General features: G+C 51.6%; 15 protein-coding genes. 14 read left to right on the top strand and 1 reads right to left on the bottom strand.

Going from position 1 to position 19,168, the window contains the following annotated elements; genetic code table 11:
• The first annotated feature begins 111 nt into the window (after positions 1 to 111).
• From HED22_RS04420 to HED22_RS04405, 4 genes are read left to right on the top strand one after another with little or no spacing between them, the layout of a single operon-like run.
• Positions 112 to 1,590, top strand: a complete 1,479-nt coding sequence (locus tag HED22_RS04420) for an ATP-binding protein (protein ID WP_167719560.1) — start codon at positions 112 to 114, stop codon at positions 1,588 to 1,590.
• Positions 1,580 to 4,303, top strand: a complete 2,724-nt coding sequence (locus HED22_RS04415) for a Z1 domain-containing protein (RefSeq protein WP_167719557.1) — start codon at positions 1,580 to 1,582, stop codon at positions 4,301 to 4,303. Before HED22_RS04420 ends, HED22_RS04415 begins: the two co-directional genes overlap by 11 nt.
• Positions 4,296 to 5,282, top strand: a complete 987-nt coding sequence (locus HED22_RS04410; RefSeq protein WP_167719553.1) for a PD-(D/E)XK motif protein — start codon at positions 4,296 to 4,298, stop codon at positions 5,280 to 5,282. The genes HED22_RS04415 and HED22_RS04410 overlap by 8 nt, the downstream gene beginning before the upstream one ends.
• A complete protein-coding gene (locus tag HED22_RS04405) occupies positions 5,275 to 7,353 on the top strand; it encodes an AIPR family protein (RefSeq protein ID WP_167719550.1) in 2,079 nt (692 codons plus the stop codon). The genes HED22_RS04410 and HED22_RS04405 overlap by 8 nt, the downstream gene beginning before the upstream one ends.
• Positions 7,354 to 7,398: 45 nt before the next feature.
• On the opposite strand, the gene HED22_RS04400 is transcribed toward HED22_RS04405, so the two are convergent.
• Positions 7,399 to 8,892 (bottom strand): DNA cytosine methyltransferase, encoded by a 1,494-nt coding sequence (locus HED22_RS04400; protein WP_167719546.1) that lies wholly within the window; start codon positions 8,890 to 8,892, stop codon positions 7,399 to 7,401.
• 91 nt (positions 8,893 to 8,983) lie between these two features.
• Between HED22_RS04400 and HED22_RS04395 the strand changes: the two genes are divergently transcribed.
• The 10 genes from HED22_RS04395 (at position 8,984) to HED22_RS04350 (ending at position 19,166) form a co-directional block, all read left to right on the top strand.
• On the top strand, positions 8,984 to 9,451 hold the full coding sequence (locus HED22_RS04395; RefSeq protein WP_167719543.1) for a very short patch repair endonuclease: 468 nt from the start codon (positions 8,984 to 8,986) through the stop codon (positions 9,449 to 9,451).
• Positions 9,452 to 10,104: 653 nt separating this feature from the next.
• Positions 10,105 to 11,259: an acetylornithine deacetylase gene (gene argE, locus HED22_RS04390; RefSeq protein WP_167719540.1), complete on the top strand. Its 1,155-nt coding sequence runs from the start codon at positions 10,105 to 10,107 to the stop codon at positions 11,257 to 11,259.
• A gap of 59 nt (positions 11,260 to 11,318) precedes the next feature.
• Positions 11,319 to 12,566, top strand: coding sequence for an NAD(P)/FAD-dependent oxidoreductase (locus tag HED22_RS04385; protein ID WP_167719537.1), 1,248 nt, complete (start codon positions 11,319 to 11,321; stop codon positions 12,564 to 12,566).
• A gap of 51 nt (positions 12,567 to 12,617) precedes the next feature.
• Positions 12,618 to 13,037, top strand: a complete 420-nt coding sequence (locus HED22_RS04380; RefSeq protein WP_167719534.1) for a RidA family protein — start codon at positions 12,618 to 12,620, stop codon at positions 13,035 to 13,037.
• 27 nt (positions 13,038 to 13,064) lie between these two features.
• Positions 13,065 to 13,739: a DUF1028 domain-containing protein gene (locus tag HED22_RS04375; RefSeq protein ID WP_167719531.1), complete on the top strand. Its 675-nt coding sequence runs from the start codon at positions 13,065 to 13,067 to the stop codon at positions 13,737 to 13,739.
• 299 nt (positions 13,740 to 14,038) lie between these two features.
• Positions 14,039 to 14,518 (top strand): NUDIX domain-containing protein, encoded by a 480-nt coding sequence (locus HED22_RS04370; RefSeq protein ID WP_167719528.1) that lies wholly within the window; start codon positions 14,039 to 14,041, stop codon positions 14,516 to 14,518.
• Positions 14,515 to 16,161, top strand: coding sequence for a PhoU domain-containing protein (locus HED22_RS04365; protein ID WP_167719524.1), 1,647 nt, complete (start codon positions 14,515 to 14,517; stop codon positions 16,159 to 16,161). The genes HED22_RS04370 and HED22_RS04365 overlap by 4 nt, the downstream gene beginning before the upstream one ends.
• The gene (locus tag HED22_RS04360) at positions 16,154 to 17,041 is read left to right on the top strand and encodes a GAK system ATP-grasp enzyme (protein WP_167719521.1); all 888 of its coding nucleotides are present in this window, start codon (positions 16,154 to 16,156) and stop codon (positions 17,039 to 17,041) included. Before HED22_RS04365 ends, HED22_RS04360 begins: the two co-directional genes overlap by 8 nt.
• Positions 17,038 to 18,195: an HprK-related kinase B gene (locus HED22_RS04355; protein ID WP_167719518.1), complete on the top strand. Its 1,158-nt coding sequence runs from the start codon at positions 17,038 to 17,040 to the stop codon at positions 18,193 to 18,195. The genes HED22_RS04360 and HED22_RS04355 overlap by 4 nt, the downstream gene beginning before the upstream one ends.
• On the top strand, positions 18,192 to 19,166 hold the full coding sequence (locus tag HED22_RS04350) for a histidine phosphatase family protein (protein ID WP_167719515.1): 975 nt from the start codon (positions 18,192 to 18,194) through the stop codon (positions 19,164 to 19,166). Before HED22_RS04355 ends, HED22_RS04350 begins: the two co-directional genes overlap by 4 nt.
• Positions 19,167 to 19,168: the final 2 nt, after the last annotated feature.

Raw genomic sequence — 19,168 nt, 5'->3', positions numbered from 1 at the left:
CATGAGCGATGGTCGATTGAAGAAAAATTTTTGACAATAACCATTTACGTTAGAAAAAAAAGATGATCACTATATTAGAGGGAGATGTTCTGGGTAGGGTGTCGACGCTTGGTGAAGTACACAAATAATCCACCGGATGCGGCTGCGCTTATGACTTCAGCGCGAAGCTTTGGAAACTACGACTTGCCAAGTGCAATTGCTGACTTGCTGGATAATAGCATCAAGGCCAAGGCGCGCTCTATCGAGATACTCTGTGTCCGTAGCGATGGCGAACCGGAGGTCCGAATTCTAGACGATGGCCATGGTATGAGCGAAGCGGAGCTTTGTGATGCCATGCGACCTGCAAGTGCAAATCCCGATGAAGAGCGCGCTGACGATGACTTGGGGCGCTTTGGTTGGGGTATGAAGTCCGCGTCATTTTCCCAATGCAGGTATTTGACTGTTCTGACGAGAAAGGAAGGGCTTCTTTCTGGTGCAAGCTGGGATCTCGATGATCTTGCAGATTGGAAAATGGCGATACTAGAGCCCTGTGAAATTGAAAAAATCGCGAATAGCAAGCTTCTTGAACGTGATGGGACTGAAGTTATATGGACCAAGTGCGACAGACTTTCCGAGTTCGGAAGGGTTAGCAGCAAGGGTTTCAACGAGATAGTTGCACACGCCAAGTCGGAGTTAGCACTTACTTTTCACCGCTATATTGCAGGGGAGTTCGGGCTCAGAAAGCTAAAGATTTCGTTCAATGGTGGGCTGCTCTCTCCTGTCGATCCGTTCTTGCGCGATCATTTGGCTACACAGGAAGGTCCGGTCGAGCATCTCGCATTGGAAGGTAAGGCGTTCAATGTTCAGGCCTTCATCCTTCCGCACTTCTCGAAAATTTCGTCACATGATCATGAGAGGTTAGGCGGCGAGGAAGGTTTCGTAAGAAACCAAGGTTTCTACATCTATCGGCAGCATCGTTTGATAATGCATGGCACTTGGTTCCGGTTGGTGCGTCATGGTGAATTATCTCAGTTGGTCCGGATAGCCGTGAACATCCCCAACAGCCTTGACGCAATCTGGAAGATAACGGTGGATAAGTCTGAAGCCCAGCTACCATCTGGTTTGCGTTCACGGCTGAAAGAAATAGTAAAGGGCCTCAAAGGCCAGTCTGGGAAAGTGTTTCAATCGCGCGGAGGTCGGATTAAGCCGACCGACGGTAAAACTCCCGTATGGGCAAAGTATGTCCGTAACGGTGAAGTTCGATATTACCTTAATCGCGTGCATCCCCTTATTGTGCAGTTACTTGAGCATGAGAATGCTGAAGTCGCCCAATCTTTCACCGCTGCATTGGGGGTTATTGAGGACTGCTTTCCGGCAATCAGCATTGGCGAAGACTTTGCCGTGCGTCCTGAGATGATGAACCAGAGCGCTCTGGATCGAGACGCTTTTGTCGAACGCCTTGAAACAGCTTTGCCATCTCTATTGGCGCGCTCAGAGGGATCATTCCAGAAGCTGTGGGAATTGCTGCAGGTGACAGAGCCTTGGGCGGGCCAAGCATCTGTTGTCGAAGAGCATTTGAAGTCGAAAGGATGGTGGAAGAATGTACGATAAAGAGCTTGCGTATTTCCGTATTCATATAGAAGCGGAATTTTCGGATATTTTCGCCACCGGTGCCGGCTTGCCAGAAGGTAAAATCGAAGAAATCGTTCGTGAAGGTCCGTTCACGCATCTTGGTCCTGATGAGTTGGCCTCGATCGCCCGGGAGCTTAAAGCGAATTTTCGGGTGACACAACAGCGTGGCGCAGTGATTTCAAAGGGGCATAGACCATGGCTCTCAGGAAAAAAGTCAGAACTCAACCTTTATTATTGGAACCGTCTCAGAAAGTACTATCGGACAACCGGAAAGTTGCCCTCAAAGGTCGTCGCGACGCTAGATTCTGAAACCGATGAGATTTTGGATCTCTGTGGTGACCCACTAGACCCGTCGTATCAGGCGGTCCGTGGCATGGTTATGGGCAACGTGCAGATGGGAAAAACAACGAATTATTCAGCCCTGATCTGCAAGGCGGCAGATGCTGGATATCGTGTAATTATCCTTCTTGCTGGTATTACTAATTCTCTGCGCACGCAAACACAGGAGCGTCTTGACGAGACATTTATCGGTAGAGTGTCTCTTAGAAATGAGGCTGCTCAACAATCACTGCCCATTCAGAAGTATGCTGCCGAGCGACGAGTGCCTTCTTTCGCTACGACAAGGGATTCCGATTTCAAAGATAGTAATGAAGGAATTTACTTTGATTTGACTAGTCATGCAGAGCCGATAATTTTCGTGACTAAGAAGAATAATGCAGTACTCGTCAGCCTCAATAAATGGCTGGGAAGGCAAGAGGATACCGGAGGGTTCGATCTGCCGTTACTTCTTATTGATGACGAAGCTGATAATGCATCAATCAATACAGCTAATGAGCCAAAAAACACCACGGCGATCAATGGACATATAAGGAAGATTTTGGCTCGTTTCCCTAGATCTGCTTATGTTGGGTATACGGCTACTCCGTTTGCAAACATTTTTATTGATCCGGAAACCTCCGAGAAAATGGAGAACGACGACCTGTTTCCGGGAAATTTCATAAAGGCACTCGAGCCGCCATCAAACTACATAGGTTCCCACCGTGTATTTAGGGATAGCGGCGACTTGCGTTCCGAGATGGTTAGGACCGTTGACGATTATGATCCGCTTTTGAAGTTGAATCACAAGAGTGGAGATACGATTACTGATCTTCCAGAGAGCTTAAAGCATGCCATCCGAGTGTTTTGTTTGACGCGCGCAATACAAGTTTTTCGGAGAAAGGGTGAATCCAGCTGCTCAATGATGATAAACGTCAGCCGTTTCAACGCAATACAAGAGCAGATTCTTGGGCACGTCCATGAATATTTGTCCGAGCTAAAGGATGCTGTTTCTATATACGGAGCACTTGAACCCAAAAAAATTCGCGACACTACTATAGCCCAGCTGCAGGAGAGCTTTAACAAGGAGTATTCGAACTCGGGCTATTCGTGGACGAACATACTAGGGTGCCTTAACGAGGGGATTCAAAGTATTAGAGTTCGTACCATCAACATGAGAGGTGGGACCCTCGATTATTCGTTTAACAAGGAGCATGGGCTGCATGTGATTGCAATAGGCGGTCTTGCCTTGTCCCGCGGGTTAACGTTGGAAGGACTGACAGTTTCGTATCTTCTTAGAAATGTTGCAGCAAGTGACACGTTGATGCAAATGGCCCGCTGGTTCGGCTATCGCCCTGACTACGAACATATCTGCCGACTTTATCTTCCGAAGAGTTCCTTAGAACATTACAAGTATGTTGATGAGGCGACGGAGGAGCTTCGGAGAGAGGTGGTTCGGATGACGGCCTCAAACCGCACCCCGGCAGATTTTGGCCTCAAGGTGCGCCAAAGTGACTTAGCAATCCGTGTGACCGCAGCTAACAAGATGCGAACTGCCCAGGAGTTGACGATTGCCCAAGACTACTCGGCTCGTCATGTCGAAGGTCACTCGTTGCCCAATGATAGTGAGAAAGCAGCCCAGAATCTTTCAATAGTTTCAGAGTTTCTTGAATTACTGAGCCCAACTAAGCAGCTAAAAATGCCTGAAAAAGGAGAGATCGCTCATATCTCTTGGGAGGCAAACGGAAAAGATGTTTTAGATCTCATAGCGAATTTTGAATTTGGACCTCACATCGATCTAGCCAAGATTTCGAACTCTTCCCTGTTGCAAGATTATATCAAGGATCGGATATCAGACGAGATGTCCGACTGGGACGTCGTGCTTCCAATGTTGAGAATTGGAGACGAAGAGGTCTTTGTCGGCGAGACAGTTCGTTACAGGAGAAGAAAGCAAGGCACCGTATCGGACGGCTGCTACAGAATTTACGGTGCCAGAAGCCGCGTTGCTGATCCAGGAGATGCATGGATTGGACTGGATGCGGATCAAATAAAAGAAGCTGAAAGAAGGGTGGGCGCTGACGAGTACAAAAGAGAACGTGCAGCATGCAGTGTTCGCCAGAAGCCAATGCTCATTGTACATTATTTCGCGCCTTCGTTGGCGAAGCGAGATAGCGATGAAGATAAAAAGCATTCAGATGACAAACTTCGTGTTGGCGACCGTGCCGTTACACTTTCATTTTGCATGCCAGAGACCAGTAAGCCGGCTAAGGAACATACATACCAAGTAAATGCGGTCTATCTTGCGCAACTGAAGGAGCAAATCCAGACCGAAGAAGATGATGACGCAGAGGCTATTGCAGGTGTGCAGGATGTTTGAGCGTTGGAAAGCCCTTGGACCTGCACCAGAACCAGGGACATTGAACGTAAGCCTAGCGGATAGTAGCCATTCTCTTGAATATAGCATTGCTCGAGATAGCCGAGGTAAATACCTCTTTCTTCTCGATACGGATCTGCAAAATGGTGCCAAACCTGTGTTGCCGAGGGTGGTTGGCATGTCCATCGAACTCGAAACTTGGTCCAACCATCGGACACGTCTTGTTGTTACCCTTCATGATGATAATGACGCTCAAAATTTCTCCCTTATGTGCAGAGGAGTTATGCTCGCTACCCAATCAATGTTGAGTTCTAACTCTCGTGAGGCTCTTACTCGAACTCTGCAAGAGTTGCACCGTTGGCAAGAAATGCTAAAGCAGCGTTACGATAAACGCCTTTCGCGAAGTGAAAGAATTGGACTGGTTGGTGAGCTTCTTTTTCTTAGAGACGAACTCGTTCCGAGGATGGGACTTGGAGCCGCACTTCTCGCTTGGACAGGGCATGAGGGGCACGAGCAGGACTTTGTAATTTCCTCAGCGATTTTTGAGGTAAAAACTCAAGTAGTAACTGCAGATCGCATGATTTCGATTTCATCTGAGGATCAGTTGGATCCTGTGCAGGGTCAAATATTTCTTTGCAATCAAGGTATTTCCCCAGTGCCAAGCAGTGCATCCAATGCCTGCACTCTCAATTCTATTGCGAAGGAACTGATTAAGCTTGGGGAAGCTGCTGGAGGCGCAGCGTCTGATCTTCTTGCTATCGGGCTGCTGGAAGCAGGGTATGAACCACATGAAGAATACGATGACGAAGTCTGGATGCTGGTGGACAGGGCCCTCTATAAAATCAGGGATAATTTTCCGCGGATAGAACGGGCGGAACTTAGGCACGGAGTGGAACAGGTACGTTACAGGATTCGAGTATCTGACTGTCAGCCTTACCTTGTAGATCTGCGCTCGACTTTGGAGGAGTTGATAGGTGGATGATCTCGAGACGGCATTTCAGGATCTACGCGAAGATGTAATGCTTGAGGCAGAAGCAAGTGGATTGTTTCAGGAAGAAGCGTTTTTTGCAATATACGCCGAAGCCGCGAGCGAGAACGGCGACACAATAGATCTTGAGTACGCACATTGCAGAAAAGAAGGAGGTTCTCGACCTTATCGTGTCGATGGCCATGCGTTTGATGCGGACCGTGGTACACTTTATTTGGCAGTCTGCGACTACCGGGAGGGAAAGGATCTACAGTCACTCCAGGCGTCACGGATCGATTCTGCATTGAAGCAGGCTACCAATTTTTTTGAGAATGCTCTCTCACCTGATTTTATCAATGCGCTAGAAGATAGTAGCTCTGCGTTTTCAGCTGCCTATCCGATATATTCGAACCAGCACACCATCCGACGTTTACGTGTGATTTTACTGTCGAATGCTCGCCTCGTTGCCAGGAAGCCTCCACAGCTGATGGGTAGTGTTGCGGGGATTCCTGTCGTCTATACGGTGCTTGACGTTGCTAGGTATGCTGACATTCAGAAATCAAGGGCAGCACCTGAAGCTATCGAGGTCAATCTAGAGGAAATATCTGGTAGTCCAATTCCTTGTCTAAGAGCTTCTAGCTCATCGGCTGATTATGAATCCTATCTGTTGGCAATTCCGGGTGAACTGCTGGCCGAAGTTTATGGGCTCTATGGGGCGCGTTTGCTTGAACAGAATGTAAGAACCTATCTCCAGGCGAGAACGAAGGTGAACAAGGGAATTCTTGCGACGATCCGTAAAGAACCTGAGATGTTTTTCGCCTACAATAACGGTTTGACAGCGACGGCATCCGAGGTGGAGCTCGAGGAACTGGGTGACGGTCAGCTCGCCATATCGGCTATTCGTGACCTTCAGATCGTGAACGGAGGACAGACAACAGCTTCTATCCTTTATGCAAAGGATGTGGGAAAGGCAGCACTAGACCAAGTTCATGTTCAAATGAAGTTGTCGGTTGTACCCGAAAGTGCCGTCGAAAAAGTAGTTCCGCTTATTTCACGTTATGCGAATACGCAAAATCGTATTTCGGAAGCAGATTTCTTCTCAAATCATCCATTTCATTTGCAGATGGAACGCTATTCGCGGGTTCTTGCAGCTCCGCCTCAGGATGGGGCGCTCTCGGGAGAGAAATGGTTCTATGAGCGTGCGCGTGGCCAGTACAGAGATGGTATGGCTTACGCCAGCCAGTCGGAAAGACGAAAGTATCAGGTTGAGTTTCCCAAGGCTAAAGTCATGGTCAAAACGGATCTCGCAAAATACTTAGTCACCTTCCATTGCCGTCCTGACATTGTCTCGAAGGGGGCGCAGAAGTGCTTTATGCACTTCGCCGACGAAACGGCGAAGTCATGGAAGGCCCATCAGGCCGATTACAACGAAACTTGGTTCAAAAATGCGTGCTCTATGGCGCTGTTGTTCAGGTGGACTGACAAGATGATCGCGCAATCGGATTGGTATCAGCTTGATCGTGGCTTCAAGTCTCAGACTGTGGCTTATACGATGGCTTGGCTTGCTCATCATGTGCGTAGCATCGGGCAGGCGTCGCTCAACTGGGATGTCATCTGGTCGTCGCAGGACGTACCAGATGAGCTTCAAGAGTTCATCACTGCGCTTGCGCCTCAGGTGGCTCGTAAGATTAGAAGCACTCCCACAAACGTGCGAAATGTAGGCGAATACTGCAAAATGCAGGCTTGCTGGGAGGCCGTTTCAAAGACTGACTTCGATGTGACAGCCCTCCCTGAACATGTTTTGGTCAGTCTTGATGAAGAAAAAGATCTGAAAAAAGACGGGCGTGACACGAAAAAAATAGATAATGAGATTGATCTTGATGTCTTACTGCTTTCGATTGTCGCTAAAGCAGAGATCGTTCGCAAAAATGCAAAAGAAAAGCATCTTCTTACCGACAAATCGGATAGTGCCTTGGTGAAATTGGCCGTTGGAAATATCTCGCTTTCCAGACCTGAAAGGAATGCGATGAAACTTCTTATCGACCGATTGGCTGAAGAAGGCACCCCGGTTGAGGCGATTGGTTAGAGATCGCTTTCGCCCCATCTGACCAAGCCAACATTTAGGCCTTCTTTATCCCAAGATTTTGTAAACCGCTTTAGCTATTTGCCACGCCAAGTAAGGTGGCACTGCGTTGCCCACTTGATGATATTGTTTGGTTCGAGGCCCACAGAATAAATAGTTGTCAGGGAATGTTTGCAAGCGGGCGGCCTCCCTCACGGTGAGTGAGCGGCACTGGCTGGGATCGGGATGGATAAAATAATGACCATCCTTGGATATGTGACTTGTGACAGTGGTCGACGGGCGTCCAGTCACTTGGGTTCGGAACCGATCTGAAAAATGTCCAGAATCCCGGTTTTTATGAGCTGGCAGCAAAAACTCTGGGAACTCGTCCAGTTTCGGAGAGCGTGAGTGCACGCTGGAGAAAGCAGACGAGTAAAGGTAGCGGCCAATATCGTCCGGGATATGTCCTCTGGTCTCATGATGCAGCGTTGCCCCAAGCCGTTCATCATCGAACCACCTGAGGAGATGTTTTGGCATATCGCCAACAATCGCCTTCTCGCGACTTGACCTTGCTTCAGGCAAGTTGGTGGGAGAAGAAATTCTTTGAGCGATATCCCTCACTTTTGCTGGAATGTTTCCTGTTCTGGCAATGCGCACAGCCTGTTCAACTACTGTTGTTTTCCAAGCTTCTTTCGTGTCGCCGCGGCTAAGCCCGCTTCGGAGACGTGAAAGGCCATCAATTACGCTGCCGACGTTTACCTGCTTTTGGGGTTTGCCGAGAAGCGGGCCATCAAGCTTCAGGCGTTGTGCCAGATCCGCCCGAACTCCGAGAATGATTACTCGATGGCGGGCTTGGGGAACTCCGAAGTCTTCTGACCGTATCAGAAAGTCTTTGGCCGAAGCTCGGGAGCCGTCGGGTGGGGCGGAAGCTGAGAGCGGTAACAAACGGTAACCGTCCCCCGCCGTCTCGAGATCATCTAGGACTTTGCTGAAAATTCGACCGCCATTAATTTGGCTCGAGAGCATCCCCTTAACATTCTCCATCACAAAGGCCGCAGGGCGAAGCCGGTCCAAGATGCGCACATACTCGCGATATAGAAAATGCCGATTATCATCCTCGGGAACGTAACCTGCCTTGCCCCTGTTTCTCGATCTTCCAACCAAGGAATATGCTTGGCATGGAGGTCCTCCGATCAAGATAGTATCGCCATGATGGCGTTCGCGTACTTGATCAAGCTCGGTCGCCAGTTCCTCGAATACGCCATCGCTTCCCAAAACACGTTGACGTACCTCCTCGGCAGCAACTTTCCAATTTTTGGGATAGAGTTCAGCCCAGTCTGGAAGCTTAAGACCACTATTGATAGCGTCGTAATATTCTTGGGGAAATCGGTCAAAGGACCGCAGGAACGCTCTCAGTCGTAACGTTTGAATTGCATGGTCATCCATCTCGATTGAGAGATGGGTCTTCATTGGAGTTTCCTTGTCGCGTCCTGCCCTTGAAAATCCTTCGCCCAACCCCCCTGGCCCGGCGAACAAATCAATGATGGCGAAATCTTTGGACATCGTTTCTCCCCATAATGTCGAGCCTTTTACCAGGTTTCACCAAATGTAACCAGGTGGAAAATAAATTTGATTGCGCTAAGTTCGTTACATCATGGATATAGTTGACTCCAAAACACGCTCCAGAATGATGTCTGGCATCAGGAGCAGAAACACGAAGCCAGAGGTTCTGCTGAGAAAAGCACTGCATGCTATGGGCTATCGCTACAGGCTCAATGTACGTCTGTTGCCGGGTTCACCGGACATAGTTCTGCCAAAGTGGCGAGTAGTGATTTTTGTGCATGGTTGCTTTTGGCATCGTCATCCGGACTGCAAAAAAGCGACGACACCTGCAACAAACACTGATTTCTGGACTAAGAAATTTGCGGCCAATACCAAGAGAGATAAAATATCGATAGAGGAATTGCATAACTTGGGTTGGCGCACTGCAATTGTATGGGAGTGTGCTATTGGGTCAAAGATTGATGTTGAGCTGATCGATGACTTAGCTGGCTTCATAAGCCAAGCTGCTAATGAGCATGTCGAATTTGGTTCTCCTCAGAAAGGCCGTAATCAACGCTAGCCTCGATGAGTATCTTGGAGCGTGATATCCGGTTCGATACATGACAAGATTGCACTACAAGTAAAGTTCGACACATAATCTTCAAAATTTGTAGCCCTTTTCTCAAACTGGATGTTCTGCAAGTATTTGATTTTATGGATTTTCTAAGGAAAAAGAGAATTCCAATATTATGTTTCAAAACTTTTCAGCATAAATCTGGAATCCGTGACGCGTAAAATTAGAACGGGCAGAGAAAGTTCAGCTGAATGCTGTGAACTTGCTCTGTTCGTAATTGATCGTCGAGTTATCTCCGCGATTTGTACAGCGACTTCACAGCCAAGCCGGTCCGTGCAGGCATTTCTTGCTGGTTTTCAAAACTCTTCCTTCTGATGCTGTGTCGCATCCTTTTGAGCAACACACGCTCTGTAAAATCGGTATTAAAATCAAAGTTTTATAGCGATTCTTAAAAGAGACGACCATGTAACTATTTGGGATGAAAAGATATTGCATGAGAGGAAAAAATTGTGATCTAATGCGCCACCAGTTCAAATTTTATGGCCCATCAAACGGGAAATCCGGCCCATAAAATCTGAGCCGGTTTGCCGTCGCGCCTCTGGTCCGATTGTTTGCTCCCAATGTCTTGAAGTGCCTCTAGGAAGGAACAAAGAAACCAGATGGTAAACGCGTTCAACTTCCTGGAGAAACTGGTCTCTTTCCCGTCTGTCAGTCGCAGCGGCAATCGTATGCTGATCGACTGGGTGTTCGATCTGCTCAAAGAACATGGGATCGACGCAACACTCTATCCAAACCCGTCCGGCGACCGGGCCAGTCTTTTTGCCTCAATCGGTGGGGGTGGGCCCGGAGGACTCGTTCTGTCCGGGCATACGGATGTGGTGCCGGTCGATGGGCAGGACTGGACGTCGGACCCGTTTGTCCTGCGGGAAACAAACGATTTGTTATTCGGGCGCGGCACGGCTGATATGAAGGGGTTTGTTGCCTGCGCGCTTGAAGCCTTTATCAACGCAAAGGATCAGCTTTCCGCACCCGTTCATCTGGCATTGTCCTATGACGAGGAAATTGGTTGTGTCGGTGTGCGCCCGATGCTTGATGATCTCAAAAAGCGCGGCTTGCGACCGGACTGGGTGCTGGTCGGCGAACCGACCTCGATGAAAATGGCAACAGGCCACAAAGGCAAGGTTGCCGGGCAGGCGACATGCTGCGGTTTCCCAACCCATTCGGCCCTTGCGCCGCAGGGCCTGAACGCCATTCATATGGCCGCCGATTTTCTGGGTGACATCCGCGATCTGCAATCCGAACTGGAAAAAGAAGGCCACCGCGATCCGGCCTATGACATTCCCTATTCAACGCTCCATGCTGGACTGATCCGGGGTGGAACGGCGCTTAATATCGTGCCGCAAAACTGTGTGCTGGATTTTGAAATCCGCAACGTCGCGTCTGACAATCCTGACCAAATTCTCGGTCGTTTGATCGATGCTGCCCGCAGGCAGGAAACAAACCTGCGTGACAAATTTCCTCAGGCGGCAATCACCATCGACATTTTGAACGATTACCCGGGGCTTGAAACGTCATCGGATGCGCCGGAATTGGCAAAGCTTAAGGCACTGGCTGCTGGTGTCGGTGGGACTGATGGCGCCGATCCGATGAAAGTTGCTTTTGGCACCGAAGGCGGACTGTTTTGCGACACTTTCGATGTCCCGGTTGCCGTCTGCGGCCCCGGAAGCATGGATCAGGGCCACAAGCCAGACGAATTCATTGCCCGCGCGCAAATGGAAGCATGTCGCAGCATGCTGGCCCGATTGCTTGGTTAACACGGGAAACAGAACGCGGGCATCGACTATTGAACTCTTAATGACAAGGCATCTTTGGAATGGCGATTGAAAAAGTAGACGTAGTTGTCGTTGGCGCGGGGCAGGCCGGTGTCGCCATGAGCGAACATCTCAGTGCCAACGGCCTGTCACATATTGTGCTTGAACGCGGACGGATCGCGGAACGCTGGCGTTCGGAAAGATGGGATTCCCTGGTTGCCAACGGTCCGGCATGGCATGACCGTTTCCCGGGATTGACTTTCCCCGGTGATCCGAACGCATTCGTTCCCAAGGAAAAGGTTGCCGATTATTTTGTTGAATATGTCAAACAGATAAAGGCGCCAATCCGTTGCGGTGTCGAAGTCACGTCGGTAACGCGGCTGGATGGCAAATTCGGCTTCCGCGTCGAAACCACTGATGGCGTCTACGAGGCAGGCTTTGTCGTCGCTGCAACCGGCGCTTTCCAGACCCCGATTACGCCAGATCTTATTCCTGCCCAAACCGGTATTCATCAAATTCATTCGTCGGCTTACCGCAACCCTGATCAACTCCCCGACGGGGCGGTGCTTGTTGTTGGAGCCGGTTCTTCCGGGACGCAGATTGCCGAAGAACTCATGAATGCCGGGCGCAAGGTATATCTATCGGTCGGTCCGCATGACCGTCCCCCGCGCAGCTACCGTGGCCGCGATTTTGTCTGGTGGCTTGGCGTGCTCAATAAATGGGATGCAGAGGCCACACCAGAAGCTGATCACGTTACGATTGCCGTCAGTGGTGCGAATGGTGGCCATACGGTCGACTTCCGGTCTTTGGCCGACCAGGGGATGACCCTTTTGGGCCGGACCGAGGCCTATGTTGACGGGAAACTGAAAATCGCACCCGATCTGGCAAAGAACATCGCGGCCGGGGATGCCAATTATCTTGCCCTGCTGAAGGAAGCCGATGCCTTCGTTGCCCAGAACGGACTTGATCTGCCAGAAGAACCCGAGGCGCATTTGATCGGTGCAGACCCCGAATGCATTTCCCATCCGTTGCTTGAACTTGATATGCAGGATGCCGGGATTTCGACGGTCATCTGGGCAACCGGCTTTGGGCGGGATTACAGTTGGTTGAATTTCGACACGTTTGACGAAAACGGTGCGCCGCTTCACACGCGCGGCATTTCTAGGGAACCGGGTATCTACTTCCTGGGATTGCCTTGGCAAACGCGGCGTGGATCATCCTTCATCTGGGGGGTGTGGTATGACGCAAAATATCTGGCCGATCACATGTCCAAGCAGCAAACATACATGACATTTTCCCCGACACACTAAGTACTGCCACCAACACTTGCCGGGATGATACCGGCACAAGGAGACAGCCCCATGGCGCATACCCGTATTCGCAAATTCAATACCAAAGACACCTATCCGGAACAAAACATCGACAATGACCTCTGTCAGGTTGTCGCCGCCAAAGGCACCATGATCTTTGTGCGTGGACAGATTGGTCAGGATCTCGACAGTTCCGAAAGTGTCGCCATTGGTGACGCGGCAGGTCAGGCAGAAAAGGCGATGGCAAACATCAAAATGCTGGTTGAAGAAGCCGGCGGCCAGCTGGACCATATCACCAAGATTACAATCTATCTGATTGATCCAAGATATCGTGAAGACGTCTATCGCGTGGTTGGAAAATGGCTCAAGGGTGTTTTCCCGGTTTCTACCGGCATTGTGGTGTCGGCTTTGGCGCGCCCGGAATGGCTTGTCGAGATTGATGCAATTGCTGTCATTCCCGACAGCGAATAACTTTTTTACCGAACCAAAGAGTTTGCAATGACCTTTTCCATTTCTGCGCGCTGTTCTGAAACCGGTACCATGGGTATCGCGATTTCTTCGTCATCCCCGGCGGTTGCTGCCCGCTGCGCCCATGCGCGGGCCGGTGTCGGTGTGGTGGCGTCTCAAAATATCACCGACCCGTCCCTTGGTCCGAAAGGACTGGATTTGATGCAAAATGAACTGGGCGCAGAAGACGCACTTGCCAAATTGCTTGGCGATTATGCGACCGCGCCCTGGCGTCAGATTGTCCTGCTGGATCGTACGGGAAAATCGGCTGTTTTTTCGGGGTCTGAAACCCTTGGCATCAATGCCGTGACCCAGGGCAGGGATTGTGCCGCGGCGGGTAATCTTCTGGCCAACGATACGGTGCCTGCTGCGATGGTTGCGGCTTTTGAGTTTGCGCAGGGTGATTTGGGTGATCGCCTGCTTGCGGCGATGAAGGCCGGGCAGGAAAGCGGCGGCGAAGCCGGCCCGGTGCATTCTGCGGGGCTTTATCTCGTGCGCGATGTCAGTTGGCCGATTGCCGACCTTCGCGTTGATTGGACCGAAGGGGACCCGATCGCTGAACTGGCCTCAATCTGGCAGCTCTACAAGCCCCAGCTGCAGGATTACGTCACCCGCGCCATCGATCCGACAGCCGCACCAAGCTACGGCGTGCCCGGTGACCAGTAATACAGACTGATCCGGAATTTTCCCGCAAGGACTGGCTGGAAATATAAGCCGCATCACAGGTCGTAAGCTCATATTTATAAGCATTAGGCTTATTGTGAATTAACGCCAGAATCAAAAAGCCGGAGATGAGGTTACCCCCATCTCCGGCTTTTTGTTTTGCCGCGTAGTAAGCTGGCCGCTGCGGGACCTCGGTTCGGGCTTCCTGTGTTATAATTATATGACAGCCGGTTCCGTCCTTTTTTGGGCGGCGTTGGGATGATATTTCTCATGTCTGGCCTATTGCGTGGAGAATCTCGGCAATGACGGAAAACTTGGCGCCGACAATCCGGAACTGCGCGCGCGCGGTGATCGTCCGCGATGGTGCGATTTTGCTGCTGCACAAACACAACCCGTCTTACGGGACGCGTTATGCGTTACCTGGTGGCGCACAGGAGGAAAACGAAACATTGCAGGCCGCCCTCATCCGCGAATGCGAAGAAGAGCTTGGCACGGCGATTTCTGTTGGTGATCTGGTGCATGTGGCGGATTTTTTCAAACCACGCAGCGCCTATCCGAAGTTAAAAAAGCATGCAGTAGAGTTTCTGTTTTCATGTTCTGTGCCCGATGGCTATGTCCCCGCCAACGGCCCTGCACCGGACAAGAACCAAAAGGATGTCGTGTGGCTGCCATTGGCCAAATTGCCAAATGCGCCGCTTTTCCCGAATGATCTGCGGGCGGTACTGATGGCAGCCGCGCCAGAACATCAAGAACATCCTGTCTATCTTGGGCAGATCACATGACCACAGCCTTATCCGCTCCGGCACGCGACAATTTCCGCTTTTTGTGGATCGAAACCAGCGCACAGGTCGCTGAATTACGTGATGCGTTGGAACAAGGGTCGCTTGAGCTGGCACGAAAGGTACTTGATCGCAGCGGGTATGCCGACAATCTGAAAATGCGGGTCCGCGATGGTTGTATCGCAGCCACCATGCAAACGCCGAAATCAAGCCCGGATGCCTTGATGCTGCGCGCGGTGGAATCCATCGCCATTGATCTTGAACGCCTGACCCGCCTGTGCCGCGATTGCGTCCGGCAATATGAAAAACTTGAAGACGTTCCGCGCCGAAAGCGCCGTCGGCATGCCGCCCTTCTGGCGCATGTAGAACATGGTCTTGAGTTGATAGAACAGGCAATAGACGAAGCCGATACCTCAACCGCTGTTAAGGCTATCAAGGTCAAAAGCAAGATCGATGAAGACTACAAACAGCTTATTCGCGCCTGCAACGCGGATCTGAAAAAGCGCAAGGACCCGGCAGTCGTGATCGTGTCGATCTTCATGGCGCAGCGCATCGAAGAGATGGGCACCATCGTTCAGGATATGGGCGATGCAATCATTTCGGCCAATATGGGCCAGCAATTGACAGCGGATCGTTATCGCTCGCTCTCAGCAACCATCAAGCACCTGCGCGGCAACCGCAAGGCCGGTGACATCACCATCGAACCGCTTGCCCAGACCCGGTCGGGCAGTGCCATTTCCGGGGTGGCGGAGCTTGGGGCTGATGATGACAGCTATATCGCGGTGTTCAAGGACGGCAAACGTCGCAAGCTCAAGGAAGAACGTCAGAAGGTCGACCGGTGGAATGCGATCTATCCGGGTCTGGCGCCAAAGATCCTGTCCTTCTACAAGAAGCAGGATCAGGCCGCCCTTCTGATTGAACATCTTCCGGGCCTGACATTTGAACAGATCCTGCTGCAAGAAGATCCGGCATTGCTCGACGAGGCTTTCAAGGCGTTGAAAAAGACGTTGCGCGCGGTATGGCGTAAAACCCACGTCAAAAAACCGGTGCCGGCACTCTATATGACCCAACTGGCAAAGCGCATGGACGCGGTCTACGATATCCACAAGGCGTTCAAAGACGATGGCTGCATGATCGGCGGGCATTCTGTCCTGTCGTTTGCGGATCTGATCAAGGCCTGTGCGGCACGTGAGGCCAAGCTTAAAAAGCCCTATACCGTTCATATCCACGGCGACTTCAACTTTGATAACATCATCTATGACGCCGACACGCGTGCGATCCGCTTTATCGATCTGCACCGTTCCACGGATATGGATTTCCTGCAGGACGTATCGGTGTTCATGGTCTCGGGCTATCGCCTGCAGGCGCTCGATGCGGAACGTCGCAAACGCGTGCATCAGATCACGGCGGATTTTTATGGCTTTGCCCGTCGTTTCGCGCAAAAGGCAGGTGATGATACCTTTGAGTTGCGCCTGGCCCTTGGGTTGGCGCGTTCCTTTGCCACCTCGACACGCTTCATCCTCGATCCGTCGCTATCGCGTAACATGATGGCGCGTGCGCGCTATCTGATGGAACGTGTCGTTTCCTCCGACCCGCAAAAAGCCCAAGACTTTACCGCCCCGATCAAGGACCTGTTCATTGACTGATAAGAAAATCGCCGTTGTCGGCATTCCCGGAAAATGGTCGACCGAGGCATTGGCCGACGCACTCGAACAAAGAACCGGTTTCCGGCTTGTGATCGATATGGCCGATGTGACGGCTGATCTTGCCACCGGAAAGGTGACGGCAACGGGTATTGATCTGTGCAAACTTGATGGTGTGGTGGTCAAGAAAATCACCGAAACCTATAGCCCGCACGCGCTTGATCGCCTTGAATTGCTGCGTCTTGTCGAGGCCGCCGGGGTGCGGGTCTTTAGTCCGGCTGTAAATATCCTGCGCCTGATCAACCGCCTGTCCTGCACGGTCACCTTGCGCAATGGCGGCATTCCGATGCCTGACACCGAAGCCACCGAAAATATTGATATCGCCGTTGATGCCGTCAAAACCTTTGGCTCTGCTGTCTTCAAGCCGCTTTATTCGACCAAGGCGCGCGGCATGACAATCATTGATGCCGATCAGTCGGACGCAGACATCATCAAGGCGGTCACCGCGTTTAAGGCGGAAAACCCGATGATGTATATCCAACGCAAACTGAACCTGCCGGGGCAGGATCTTGGCCTTGTGTTTCTTGGCGGTGAATATCACGGCGCCTATGCACGCGTTGCCAAGGATGATGCCTGGAATACGACGATCAATAGCGGCGGGAAATACGCCCCGTTTGAATGTGATCCGGATGTCGTTGAAATGGCGCGCCGTGCGCAGGACCTGTTTGACATGGACTTCACCACCGTCGATGTCGCGATGACCGATCAAGGCCCCATCGTGTTCGAGGTCTCCGCCTTCGGCGGTTTCCGTGGTGCCAAGGAAGGCATTGGCATTGATGCCGCTGGCCTTTATGCCGATTACGTTCTGGATGCGCTGTCATGAGCAAAACCACCACTTCTATGATCGCCAAAGATGTCGCCGCACAGTTGGCCCGTGGCATGACACTGCAGCCGGACGGGCTTTTGCAGGCATTGCCCGATATGACGATTAAGGTCTGCTCGAACTCGGCCCCGCTTCTGGAAAAACTGCGCGCTTATTTCAAACATATCGTGGTTTCGGGCGCGGTCCCGACCCCCACTCCGACCCCCACTGCGACCATCGAAATTCATGCGTTCGAATGCCCGCCGCCCGATCTCGACGTTGTCTATATCGATTGGCCGCGCGAAGCCGGAAAAAGCGGGCGCAAGGATGCCTATGTCGATTTGGCCGATGGGCGCATCGTCAAAAAGGTCCGCACCGGCATGGTTTTTCTGCAAAGCCGTGATCATGTCATCGCCGCCGGGCCGTGTCTGGAAAACGACAATCAGGTGATCAATTTCATCAATGCCCAATACATGAACTGGCTGCAACAAGACGGATGGGCGATCTGCCATGCAGCCGGTCTGGTGCGCAACGGTCGGGCCCTTGGTCTGGCGGGATTTTCCGGTGGCGGAAAATCGACCCTGATGCTTCATATGCTTGATGAAACCGGTACGGCTTTTCTGTCAAACGATCGTCTTTTTGTCCGTCACTGTGACGGCGATGTTTGGGCGGCAGGCATTCCGAAATTGCCACGCATCAATCCCGGTACGGCGCTTAATAATCCGCGTTTGGACACCATCGTCTCGCCTGCCCGCCGTGCCGAACTGGCGGCATTGCCAACGGCTGAGCTTTGGGACATCGAAGAAAAATACGATGTTGATATCGAAAAGATCTATGGCCCCGAACGCATCACCGCCCGCGCGCCCTTATGTGGCTTTCTGATTTTGAACTGGTCGCACGATGCTGATACACCGCCGCAAATCACCCAGGTCGATCTTGCTGCACGGCGCGATCTTCTTGCGGCTGTGATGAAATCACCCGGCCCGTTTTACCAACGGGCAGATGGCAGCATGTTTGAAAGTGATCAGGCCCTTGATGAGGACGCCTATCTCGCTGTTTTTGATCGTGTGCCAATCTTCGAGGTGACCGGTCGCGTTAATTTTGACGAGATTGCCCGACAGTGTTCTGCGCAGATTTTTGACAAAGGCCAGCTTAATAAAGGCGTGCAGGCATGACCCGTGAATTGCTGCTCCTGCGCCACGGCAAGGCAAAAGACCCACCTGGAATGGCGGATCGGGATCGCCCGCTCAAGACCAAGGGTAAACGCCAGGCGCAGCGCATTGGGGCATGGCTTCAAGAACATGCCCTGTTGCCCGATGTGACGGTGTCGTCACCGGCTGAAAGGGCCTTTGTTACGGCGGAAAAAATGCTCAAGGCCGGGGGCACGCAAGCCCACGATATCATCGAGGATGACCGGGTTTATAACGCCTCCTGTGAAGCCCTGCTGGGTGTGCTGGCCAAATTCGCGGGCGCGCCAAACCGGATCATGATTGTCGGACATAATCCGGGCTTGGAAGATCTTGTGCGCTATCTTGCCCCGTCACCCTTTTCGATAACGGATGATAGTGGGGTTATGAAAACCGGAGCACTTGTTCATCTGGAAATGCCAAATGATTGGCGGAATTTATCCGGTGATTGTGCAAAAGTAGCAAACTACATCCGACCAAAAACCTTGCCAGAGGCCTTCCCCTTCGAAGCCGCCAATGGTCGGGAATGGCGCGACCGTCCGGCCTATTATTACACCCAGTCGGCCGTCATACCCTACCGGTTCAAGGACGGGGTGCTTGAAATCCTTGTGATCACGTCAAGCAAGAAAAACCACTGGGTCGTGCCCAAGGGCATTCATGAACCGGGTTTAAGCGCGCAGGACTCCGCCGCCCAAGAGGCCGAGGAAGAGGCCGGTGTGCGCGGGCGCGTACATGAAACAGCCATTGGCACCTATACCTATGAAAAGTGGGGCGCGACATGCAACGTTGCGGTCTATCCGATGGCGGTCACCGAGGAACTTTCTGATACAGTCTGGGAAGAAAGCCATCGGCATCGCCGCTGGGTTGCACCCGAAGTTGCTGCCCAACACATCAAGGAAGATGCGCTTAAGGCGATCATTCTTGATTTTGCTGCCGCCCATGGCAAGGAGGCCCGATAATC

The organism is Thalassospira sp. HF15 (assembly GCF_011806525.1).
Taxonomy (GTDB): Bacteria; Pseudomonadota; Alphaproteobacteria; order Rhodospirillales; family Thalassospiraceae; genus Thalassospira.
Note: the sequence above shows the minus strand (reverse complement) of the source record. Positions and strands in the feature narration are given on the sequence as shown.